Source organism: Longimicrobiales bacterium (assembly GCA_029245345.1).
GTDB lineage: Bacteria > Gemmatimonadota > Gemmatimonadetes > Longimicrobiales > Gaopeijiaceae > CALFPJ01.
The window spans coordinates 58,350-66,719 of record JAQWPM010000010.1; the positions used below are offsets into that span (position 1 = coordinate 58,350).

At 60.3% G+C, this 8,370-nt stretch carries 7 protein-coding genes; 5 read left to right on the forward strand and 2 right to left on the reverse strand.

Annotated elements, in window-relative coordinates:
- The first annotated feature begins 103 nt into the window (after positions 1-103).
- The 4 genes from P8L30_02740 to P8L30_02755 all read left to right on the forward strand — a co-directional run bounded on the left by P8L30_02740 (position 104) and on the right by P8L30_02755 (position 5,775).
- Positions 104-1,399, forward strand: a complete 1,296-nt coding sequence (locus tag P8L30_02740) for an ABC transporter permease (GenBank protein ID MDG2239093.1) — start codon at positions 104-106, stop codon at positions 1,397-1,399.
- A gap of 1 nt (position 1,400) precedes the next feature.
- The gene (locus P8L30_02745) at positions 1,401-2,207 is read left to right on the forward strand and encodes an ABC transporter ATP-binding protein (protein ID MDG2239094.1); all 807 of its coding nucleotides are present in this window, start codon (positions 1,401-1,403) and stop codon (positions 2,205-2,207) included.
- A complete protein-coding gene (locus P8L30_02750) occupies positions 2,204-4,351 on the forward strand; it encodes an ABC transporter permease subunit (GenBank protein MDG2239095.1) in 2,148 nt (715 codons plus the stop codon). Before P8L30_02745 ends, P8L30_02750 begins: the two co-directional genes overlap by 4 nt.
- 380 nt (positions 4,352-4,731) lie before the next feature.
- Positions 4,732-5,775: a hypothetical protein gene (locus tag P8L30_02755; GenBank protein ID MDG2239096.1), complete on the forward strand. Its 1,044-nt coding sequence runs from the start codon at positions 4,732-4,734 to the stop codon at positions 5,773-5,775.
- A 128-nt stretch (positions 5,776-5,903) separates the two neighbouring features.
- Here the strand turns inward: P8L30_02755 and P8L30_02760 are convergent, their stop codons facing one another.
- Both P8L30_02760 and P8L30_02765 read right to left on the reverse strand, forming a co-directional pair.
- A complete protein-coding gene (locus P8L30_02760; protein ID MDG2239097.1) occupies positions 5,904-6,890 on the reverse strand; it encodes a metallophosphoesterase in 987 nt (328 codons plus the stop codon).
- Positions 6,891-7,105: 215 nt separating this feature from the next.
- Positions 7,106-7,435 carry a hypothetical protein gene (locus P8L30_02765; GenBank protein MDG2239098.1) on the reverse strand — a complete coding sequence of 110 codons (330 nt, stop codon included), beginning with the start codon at positions 7,433-7,435 and terminating at the stop codon, positions 7,106-7,108.
- Positions 7,436-8,004: 569 nt separating this feature from the next.
- Here P8L30_02765 and P8L30_02770 point away from each other — a divergent pair.
- Positions 8,005-8,370 (forward strand): SDR family NAD(P)-dependent oxidoreductase (locus tag P8L30_02770; GenBank protein MDG2239099.1); only part of this gene is annotated, 366 nt, incomplete at its 3' end.

Here is an 8,370-nt window from a genome sequence, read left to right on the forward strand (position 1 = left end):
ACGTTCGTAATTAGAAGGCTTACATTAGCTTTCGCACAGCGCGCTGCCCATTGTGGGACCGGAATCTCGTGGTTCCGCCCTCCCGCCCCCTCCAGGAGTCGCCGTGAACTGGCAGGATGTCTGGACCCTGTACCGTCGAGAGCTTCGCTCTGCATTTCGCGAGCGGACGATCGTGGTGAACAGCATCCTCATGCCGGTCTTCCTATATCCGGTCATGATGTGGGTGATGTTCACGGGACTGATGTTCGTGTCCGGCCTGGCCGATCGCGCGCACTCCCGTGTGGTGCTCCTCGATGCGCCACGCAATCATCCGGTTCTGATGGATACGTTGGAGAATCGGGAAAACGTCGAGCTTCGCGACCAGATCACCGCGGAATCTGCGGTCTCGCTCATACGAAACGGCGAACTCGACGCGCTCGTGGAGTTCGCACCGCCTGGTGCGGAGGGCGACGAGCTCGCTGACAACTTTCAGGTCGCCATCTCGTACGACCGCGCCGTGGAGCGCAGCCGAAGGGCGAGCGACCGGATCGAGGCCATCGTCGACAACTACCGAGAGGAGTGGGTCGACTCCGAGGCCGCTGAACTCGGCATCGCTGGTGCGGACCGCGAGCAGTTCCGGATCGTGCAGGAAAACGTATCGAGCGACGAACAGATGGGTGCGCTCCTCCTCGGCAAGATGATCCCGCTCTTCCTGGTCCTCATGGTGGCGCTCGGTTGCTTCATCCCGGCAATCGACAGCACTGCCGGAGAGCGAGAGCGCTCGACGTGGGAAACGTTGATGACGGTCTCCGCGTCCCGGTTGAGCGTCGTGACGGCCAAGTACCTCTATGTCGCGACCGTGGGAATCATAGCCGGGGTGCTCAACGTCACAGCGGTGTTCCTGTCGCTCGGCGCGATCATGGCCCCCCTACTCGCCGAGGCGGGCGATCAGTTCCAGTTCACGCTGCCGTTCCTCGCCCTGCCCGTGATGATCGTCGCCGCGATTTCTCTGGCGCTCTTCTTCGCGGCCGCGATGATGATTCTTGCCTCGTTCGCGCAGAGTTTTAAGGACGGACAGGCCATGGCGATGCCGGTCTATTGGCTCGCTCTCCTGCCCTTCGTGCTGGGTCAACAGACGGATCGGACCCTGACGCCTGTGATCGCTGCGATCCCGGTCGCCAACGCGGCGATGATGATCCGTGACGCGATCAACGGGGTCTTCCTGTGGCCACTCATCGCTGAGACGCTCGTCGTCCTGCTGGTGATGGTGGCGCTTTGCCTCATGCTCGCCCGCATGGTGCTTCAGTTCGAGGACCTGCTCATGGGCTCTTTCGACGGGAGCTTCTGGCGCTTCGCGAAGGAGCGCCTTCTGAATCGGAACGGCAAGAAGACCGCCGGGGCCAAACAAGGAGTTGTCTGACATGGAAAACGCCATGGTCCGCGTCGAGGGACTGCAGAAGTCCTTCTGGGACGAGTCTCGAGGAGAGGTCCACGCTGTCGACGGCATCGACTTCGACTGTCGACCCGGGGAGGTCTTCGGGCTCCTCGGGGCCAACGGCGCCGGCAAGACGACGACCCTCCGAATGCTCGCGACGATTCTGAAGCCCACCGGCGGGAGAGCTTCGCTCAATGGTCACGACGTGCTCGCCGAGCCGGAAGCGGTTCGCCGCTCGCTGGGTTTCTTCTCCGCGTCGACGGCGCTCTATCCGCGGCTGACCGGCCGAGAGACCCTCGAGTTCTTCGCCCGAATCAATCAGTACCCGCCGGACCGCGTGGCTGAGCGCGTCGAGTCTCTCATCGATCGATTCGGGATCGCCGAATATGCCAACGCCCGTGTGGAGAAACTGTCGAGTGGAATGAAGCAGAAGATCTCCATCGCGCGGACGATCGCTCACGATCCACCCATCCTCATTTTTGATGAGCCGACGGTGGGACTGGACGTGATGGCCGCGATCGAAATGCAGCGTGTCGTCGGCGAACTCCGCGATGAGGGGAAGACGGTCATATTCTCGACACACATCATGAGTGAGGCCGAAAAATTGTGTGACCGGATCGGCATCATCCATCGGGGTCGGATTCTCGCGCTAGGAACCCTCGACGAGCACCGACAGGCGACGGGTCAGCACTACCTGGAGGACATCTTCGTGCACTACGTCGCGGCCACGGGCGCAGGTGGTGGCGCAGCAGCGGCGATCGGTGCGCCCGGCCCCGGAGAATCCGGTCAGTGAGCGGAGAACCTTCCGTCGGAGGAAACCGGAGCGTTCTCCTTACGCTGTTCCGGTACGAGATCAAGCGTCTTATGCGCGATACGCGCATGATCCTGATCGCGATCGTGGCACCACTCGTCCTCTTCCCCGTCATGATCCTCGTGATGCGGGCGGTCGAGCAGAACGAAGAGAGACGACTCGAGGATACCGTATACGAATACGCCGTAACCGGTGACGAAGCTGAGTGGGGCCGGCGGATGGTCGCGGCCGCGCTTGAACTGGAAGCGAATGATCCGGACACGACCCGGAACCCGGTTCGATTCCAGGAGGTCCAGACGAACGAGGCCGACTCACTGTTGATTGCGGCGGAGATCCACGTCGTCGTCGAAGCCCTGTCGCCCGAGGCATTCGAGCGGATTCGTGCGGAGGAAGAGGCCGCGGCTGACGCGGAACGTGAAGCTGCGGGGGAAGAAGACGAAGCAGAGGAAGAAGACGAGTCCGAGCCTGAGCTGTCGCTGCCCGCGGTGCGCCTCAGGCATCGAGGCCAGAGTGACTTTTCACGCACGGCATCGCGTCTGCTCGGGAGCCGGATCGCGGAAGTGCGCTCGGAGCTTCGTGACAGCGTCTACCGCGCAGGTGGGCTCCCCATCGAGGTCAGCCAGATCGCGTCGGTCACGACGGAGAACACCGCGAGCGCAGAGCGCGAAGGTGGCGCGATGCTGGGGCTCGCACTGACGCCCTTCCTGCTTCTTCTCATGCTGAGTGGCGGCTCGATCATGGCCGTCGATACGATAAGCGGTGAAAAGGAACGGGGAACGCTCGAAACTCTTCTTACGACAGCGGCGGCCCGGTCGGACATCGTCACAGCGAAGATGATGGGCGTCATCGCGGTGGGCATCGCGGTGGCGGCCATCAACATCCTGAACCTGCTGCTCTACCTCGTGCTCGGGATCGTGGACCTGCCGGAGCAATTCGCGATCGCGCTATCGCCACTCGATCTGGTTCTGTTCCTGATCCTCTTCCTGCCGCTCACCGTTCTCGTGGCGAGCGCGCTGTTGCTCCTGTCGGGGTATGCGAAGAGTTACAAGGAATACCAGATCTACTTCTTCCCGCTCTTCCTCGTATTCCTCGTGCCGTCGCTCGCCGGAATGCTGCCGGGCATGGACCTGAGGTCCGCGATCGCGTTCTTCCCGATCGCCGGCATCGGGGTAGCGGTTCGTGAGATCATGATCGGTGAGTACGACTGGCCCTTCCTGATGCTGGCGTTCGCCTCGACCGGCACCGCCGCGTGGTATGCTGCGCGGCTCACCGAGAAGACACTGTCGACTGAGCGGCTGATCTCGGCATCGGACCTGGACGAAGCCGATCTCACAGGCGGCGCGGCACTTTTCCCTCGCCACGTGTTGCGTTGGTTCGGTGTGATGTGGGTGACGCTCCTGATCACCTCGCTCTGGTTCGGGGAATCGCTCGGGCTGCGGGGCCAGATCCTCGTGAACCTCTGGGGGATCTTCCTCGGTGGATCACTCCTGATGGTGCGCGTCTACAAGCTCGATCCAAAGACCGTGTTCGCACTCAGGCCGGTTCATCCGGCCGTCTGGCTCGCCGTGCTGATCGGAATCCCCTCGGGGTACATCGTCGGCATGGGACTTGCCGGGCTCGTGAACACCTACGTCTTCCCGGTCCCTCAACCGGTGCTCGAATCGTTCGGGGAATCGCTCCTGGGCGACGACCTGCCGCTTTGGCAAATCATCCTCTTCCTCACGATCACGCCGGGGATTCTGGAGGAGCTGGCTTTCCGAGGGGCACTGCTGCACGGCCTCAGGAAGACCTTCCGTCCCGTGGTCGTCTGTCTCGTAGTGGGAGCGATCTTCGGGCTCTTCCACGTGTCGCTCTTCAGACTGCTACCGACTGGCTTCCTCGGTGTGCTGTTCGCGGGTGCGACTCTGCTTACGGGTTCGATCTTCCCGGCCATGCTCTGGCATTTCGGCAACAACTTCATCGGCATCGTGCCCGTTCAACTCGGGTGGATCACCGAAGAGACCGTGATCCCGATGTGGACGTATGGCGTGGGGCTCGTCGGGTTGGCAGTCGTCTTTGCGATCCTCTGGCGGGTGCGGACCCCCTACCCAGACCTGAAGAAGAAGAAGCCTGAGGAGTTCATGTGACCCTCGTCCGGTTCCTGGGCCTCGTCCAGCTCCTGAACGTGGCCCGTTACTGATGTGGGAAAACCTGACCTATCGTGATTGTTCTCCATGGGGAACGCCCCATTCCCACGCCTGCGCATTAGGCTCACGCGTGCGCGCGTGACCACGCCCTGTGTCTAAGCCCCCACGGAGAACTACCTAAATTTTTTAGCGATGGGGGGGCTGGGGGCTAGTTGCCGGGGGGATGCGCCTCAAGCCACTCGCAGTCCATCTGTTGGACCTCGGCTATTTGTTCGCGAGTCATCGGTGACTCGGCTATGTCTTTGTGATCCTGTGCACTCTCATGTCCTTGGGCCGCCCCGAGACTGAACAACATATAGCCTTCACCCCACCTTCAAGTCATGAAGTATCTTGCGCCGAGAAAGACGCTGAGGGTCAAGCTACACGCTCTGGTAGCTGCGATCTTGCTCCCCGCCTGCGGAGACAACGCAACCGCCCCTATCGTTGTCGAATCGCGCCCGGTTCCGTGCTTGTCGACAGAATCGATCTGTACGGAACGAATCGCGACCGGGACTTCCCTGTACCTCCCTGTCTTCAGTACGCACTCGCTATATGAAGGGAACGATGAAGTCACCCGCGGCTTGATCATCGTGCACGGCACGGGCCGTAACGCGGACGACTACTTCCGCACAGGCTTCCAGGCAGCGGAAGCCGCCGGACTACGGCAGCATACCGTCGTGGTTTCACCACACTTTCAAACCTCTTCGGATGGCCCTGCCGCCGATGAGCCGTTCTGGAGCAGCGGAGGCTGGAAGCGCGGAAGTCTTTCTTCCTCCGATGGGCCACGCCCTCGAGTGAGTTCGTACACTGCGATCGATAGAATCGTCGAACTTCTGTCCGATCCAGCACGTTTTCCGGCACTGACAGAAATTGTTATGACAGGTCATTCGGCGGGTGGACAGGTCGCCCATCGATATGCCGCTGCGAGTCGTGCTGAGGAGAACTTCGGGGCCGTCTCATTCCGTTATGTTGTCGCAAATCCATCGACGTATCTCTACCTCCGTCCCGAGCGAGAAGTCGACAGCACTTTCGTCGTTCCCGATGTATCAGGATGTCCGGGCTATGACGACTGGCACTACGGCCTCCAATCACCCTACAACTACGCGACCGTGGTTGGAGTGGACACCATCCGGGCCCAGTTGATACGCCGAGACGTTCGTATCCTCATCGGGAGCGCCGATACCCTCAGTGCGCAATTAGATGTTAGCTGTGGTGCGAATCTGCAGGGTCGCCATCGGCTTGAACGTGGCCAAACCCTTGTGCGCTTCATGGACTGGCTCTCTAGCCTCCATGGGCACCAGGAGATGATCGTCCCTGGCTCGGGGCACTCAAGCAGTGGCATGTACCTCTCGGCGGTGGGGCTCGATGCCCTATTCGGTAGGTAGAGAGTGCCGATTACCCGCTCCCCAGGCCCACAACTCAGGACGAGCAGAACAGTGTTTAGTAGTTCTGGGTCAGCGGCGATAGTGTTGAAAGATTTTCTCGGGTTGTTAACTATTTTCTCGTTAGGTACTCAACCACCCTCCTTGAGCACCCGGACCGAGTCGCCGACGATTTCCAGTACTTCTACGGAGCCGCCGTAATCATTTCGTGCCGCGTAATAGGCGGCCATGGCTACGTCGATACGCCACGCGCGCGCGCCGCACGCGCTGGTAATCCCCGACTGTTGGATGGTATGTCCCATGACGATTCGTTTGGCCTCCAACGCATTCAATGCCTTTTCCAGGACTGAGCATGCCGAAGAATCAGGATCATCAGAGTACAATCGAGTCCACTGGGGACTAAACGAGCCCGACAAGACTGAGGGAAGGTCTGCATCCCCTCGAAGCCATGCTTGCGCTGAACTGTTGATCGCGTCGATACCGTACGCGACGTGCTCAGGAAGCACACCACCGTGAACAAAAATATTGTCGCCGACCCGGGCAATCACCTGCCTCTTGGCCAGTAGGTTAGCGTAGGGACCACCCGGCATGAACGCGGCCACACGAGGTCGCTGATGTGGTTCAAACTCGGCCATAGTTGAAGATCTAAAGCTTGCAGATGATCCGTCCCAGACTTGAATAGAGTCACTGGGATCGTACTCCACGACGTCCATGAAATCGGCATAGCCGCCGTCCGTCACGTAACGGAAGTCAAGGCGCGCATTCAGGAGTTCGTGGTTACCCAGTAAGGCGTGGAACGCTCCCCCGGCAGCTTCCGACTCAATCCTTAGTCTCTCGAAGAGATCCAGAATCGCTTGTTCCTGGTCACCGCGGTCGAGCTGATCTCCGGTCTGCACTACAATGAGGTCACCACCGATCCAACGGTCCTGGTCATCGATAGCACCTGCGAGACGAAGCGCGCCTCGTGCGGCTTCGAGGTCCCCGTGCACGTCTCCGAAAGCCACGATGCGCTGATCGCCTCCCCCAACACATGAGGTCGCTACCACCAACAGCGTCAACGCGAACACCTGATACGCTCTGCGTCTTCGTGAAGTCCAGCACATCAGCAACTTGTTCATAGTTTCTCGTTCAAATGTGTCCATTCTTGAAGACTTTTTCTGGACAAGTAGGAATCCCAAGGCAACCTGACATCGGAAACTTCACCTGTGCAAAACCGCATTTCTAAGGGTACCGACACGGGCGGTCAAGACAGAGGGGGGCGGGGGTACTGGGGAGGGCTCGTTGCCGCTGGGATGATACGCCACTCGCCACTCGCGGGACATCAGAGGTGGCGCTAGTCAGTCTTCCATCGAATGACGGTGGCGGAGAGGCGTTGGACCTTCATCCCGTCCCTCCCCTCTGAGAACGTGTCACTCGACTGGATGATGAGGGCATCCCCTCCGGCCAAGCACCCCTCCTCCATGATCTTGGGCAAGATATCCTCCAAGCCCGACTTCCACGCGCGTCCCTCTCCTTCCACGATGCCGATCTCCTCGTATTCTAGATCTGGAACCGCAGAACTAAACACCTCGATCTCGCAGGAACTGTTCCTGGACGGATACGCCGTGGCCTGAGTCGGTATGAACGTAGCACCCACGCATCCTCCGGAGACGACAATCGTCACAAGGCAGGCTATCCATCCAAGGAGTCTCCGGGGCTTATTCATCGGGCCATCCACCATCAGTGAGTGCTCTGCGAACATACTAGCCTGATCGGACGTGTGCGACACTGTTCACAGGTCCAGCGTCAGCGCCGGTGGAATAGGCGTGCCCCCCGGGTACTGGGGTCTCGCCTGTCGGCAAAAGGGACGCGCCCCAGCTACCACAATTCTTCGGGGAATGGTATTGAAGTGGCGTCGATGTGTGCGGTCCTGTACGAGTACCGCCCCGTGGCCGCCAATGAGGGGGGTAAGCAGTCGGAACCCCGATGGAAAGCGGGTATTTCGTAAGACCAAAGCGTGTGACGAAGTGTGTGATGTTCAATGACCATGGGCTTCGTATAGTGCGTAAGTCATTGTGATACAAGTTCTTAGGATAATATCACCCAACTGCCTCATGTAGCGAAATACTCCCCCCTTAGTTTCCTAGCGTTCTCCCCGCTTGCCCGCGGCTCGTCGCGGCGGGATGTTGGACCGAGCTCAGGGCATCGGTGCCTTTGGCTTTCGTGCGGATCATCCCCGTAAGGAGTCCCTTCATGAGCCGGATCGCAGGACTCGCTGTCGCGCTACTCATCACAAGCTCCGCAGTCTTCCCCGCTTCGGGACAAGAACTCCATCCGGTCGCGGGCCGCTCGCCAAGCGACGATCAAAGGGTAGTGTTCGTCACTGGCTCCACCGGCGGCCTCGGAAGAGAGGTAGCCCGAGGTCTTGCTGCGAGCGGCGACCACGTCGTCATCCACGGAAGGAGTGTGGAGCGGGGGATGGAGCTTGTGGCCGAGATTGAAGCCGAGGGGCGCGGGAGCGCACGCCTGTACCTTGCTGACCTCGCTTCATTCGACGAAGTCCGGTCGCTGGCATGGGCGATCCGGCGTGACTACGATCGGATCGACGTGCTCATCAAC

Excerpts from the sequence above, each read along its gene's own strand:
- P8L30_02755 (MDG2239096.1), top strand. The coding sequence starts at position 4,732 with ATGAAGTATCTTGCGCCGAGAAAGACGCTGAGGGTCAAGCTACACGCT.
- P8L30_02745 (MDG2239094.1), top strand. The coding sequence starts at position 1,401 with ATGGAAAACGCCATGGTCCGCGTCGAGGGACTGCAGAAGTCCTTCTGG.
- P8L30_02760 (MDG2239097.1), bottom strand. The coding sequence starts at position 6,890 with ATGAACAAGTTGCTGATGTGCTGGACTTCACGAAGACGCAGAGCGTAT.